Source organism: Serratia sp. 506_PEND (assembly GCF_001076875.1).
In the GTDB taxonomy this organism is placed as follows: domain Bacteria; phylum Pseudomonadota; class Gammaproteobacteria; order Enterobacterales; family Enterobacteriaceae; genus Serratia; species Serratia marcescens.
This window is the reverse complement of the sequence record NZ_JVEL01000570.1, coordinates 1-2,264: the sequence shown is the minus strand read 5'-3', so window position 1 is coordinate 2,264 and position 2,264 is coordinate 1. Positions and strand designations below refer to the sequence as shown.

1 pseudogene is annotated in these 2,264 nt (G+C 68.3%); it reads left to right on the top strand.

The features are described 5' to 3' along the window. A pseudogene (locus ADK28_RS25315) lies at positions 1 to 2,264 on the top strand (type IV secretion protein Rhs); the annotation flags it as partial.

Genomic DNA, 2,264 nt, shown 5'->3' with positions numbered 1-2,264 from the left:
CCCGCCGCTGGCGGGCGAGCAGCCGAGCCGGCTGAGCATGATCACCGACGCCATCGGCAACGCCACCTCGCTGTTTTACGACGACGAGGGGCTGCTGAGCGAACTGGTGGACAGCGCAGGGCAGCGCCTGATGTGCCGCTATGCGCAGGGCCGCCTGCGTGAAGTGGCGCTGCAAACCGCCGAAGGCGAACGGACGCTGGCGCGCTACGGTTACGATGAGCAGGGCCAACTGACGACGGTGAGCAACCGCGCCGGTGAGGTGACGCGCCGCTTTGGCTGGCGCGACGGCCTGATGATCAGCCACCAGGACGCCGCCGGGCTGCTGAACGAATACCAATGGCAAGAGATCGACGGCGTGCCGCGCGTGACGGCCTATCGCAACAGCGCCGGAGAATCCCTTGAGTTCGGCTATGACTTCGCCGGCGGGCGCCGCAGCGCGGTGCGCGGCGACGGTAAGCGGGCGGAGTGGCGGCTGGATGACGACGACAACGTGGCGCAGTACACCGATTTCGACCAGCGCCGCTACGGTTTTATCTACCAACGCGGCGAGCTGTGCAGCGTGCTGCTGCCCGGCGGCGCGCAGCGCCAGAGCGAATGGGACCCTTACGGCCGCCTGTTGTCGGAGACCGACCCGCTCGGCCGCGTGACGCGCTATCAATATTCGCGCAACAGCGGCCGGCTGTTCGCCGTCGCGTACCCGGACGGCAGCAGCGAGGCGCAGCATTGGGACACGTTGGGCCGCCCGACGCGTTATGTCGATGCGCTGGGCAATGCCACGCTGTACCGCTATCCGGATGACGAAGAGAGCCTGCCGGCCAGCGTGATCGACGCGCTGGGCGGGGAAGTGAAGCTGGAGTGGGACGCCCGCGGCCAGCTGACGCGCTACACCGACTGTTCCGGCAGCGTGACGGCTTATACCTACGATGCGCTGGGGCAACTGACGGCGCAGACCGATGCCGAAGGCCATCAGACGCGCTACTTGTGGGATAACGGCGGCCGCCTGCATACCCTGATCCACCCGGACGGCGGCGAAGAGCGCTTTAACTGGAATGCGCACGGCCAGCTGGCCGAGCATCAGGACGCGTTGGGCAGCCTGACCCGCTGGCAGTACAACGCCCTGGGGCTGCCGGTCAGCATCACCGATCGCATCAACCGCACCCGGCGCTATCATTACAGCCCGCAGGGCTGGCTGACGCGGCTGGAGAACGGCAACGGCGGCGAATACCGCTTCAGCTACGATGCGGTGGGCCGCGTGCTGACCGAAGAGCGCCCGGACGACACCCGCCACGATTATCGCTACGGCGCGGCCGGGCTGCTGGAGGAGCACCGCGAGGTCGGCCTGCCGGGCAGCGCAGGTGAGCTGACGCAGCGCGAACAGCGCTTCCGCTTCGACGAGGCGGGGCAGCTGGTCTGGCGCGGCAACGCCAGCGCGGAATGGCATTACCGTTTCGACGCCATGGGGCGGCTGCGCGAGCTGAACCGCCTGCCGACGGCGAGCGGCGCGGCGCTGGGCATCGAGCCGGACAGCGTGCAGATGCGCTATGACGCCGCCGGGCGGCTGCTCGGCGAACAGGGCGTGAACGGCGAGCTGCAATACCAGTGGGATGCGCTGGCCAACCTGCAGGCGCTGACGCTGCCCCAGGGCGATCGCCTGCAGTGGCTGTATTACGGCTCCGGCCACGCCAGCGCCATCAAATTCAACCAGCAGGTGGTGAGCGAGTTCACCCGCGATCGCCTGCACCGGGAAACCGGCCGCAGCCAGGGCGCGCTGCAGCAGCAGCGGCGTTACGACGCCCTGGGCCGCCGCAGCTGGCAGAGCAGTGCCTTCGGCCACGATAAACTGACCCGGCCGGAAGACGGCGTGCTGTGGCGCGCTTATCGCTACACCGGCCGCGGCGAGCTGGCCGGGGTGAGCGACGCGCTGCGCGGCGAAGTGCACTACGGTTACGACGCCGAAGGCCGCCTGCTGCAACACCGCGAACCCAATCAGGGCAAACCGGGCGCGCGGCTGGTGTACGATCTGGCGGATAACCTGCTGGGCGAGCGCAGCCCGCAGAGCGACATCGATGCGCACCTGCCGCTGGCGCCGATCGCCGACAACCGCCTGACGCACTGGCAAAAACTATTTTACCGTTACGACGCCTGGGGCAACCTGATCAGCCGGCGCAACGGTCTGTACGAACAGCACTACCGCTACGACGCCGACAACCGGCTGGTGCAGGCGCACGGTCGCGGCCCGCAGGGCGAATTCGAGGCGCAGTATC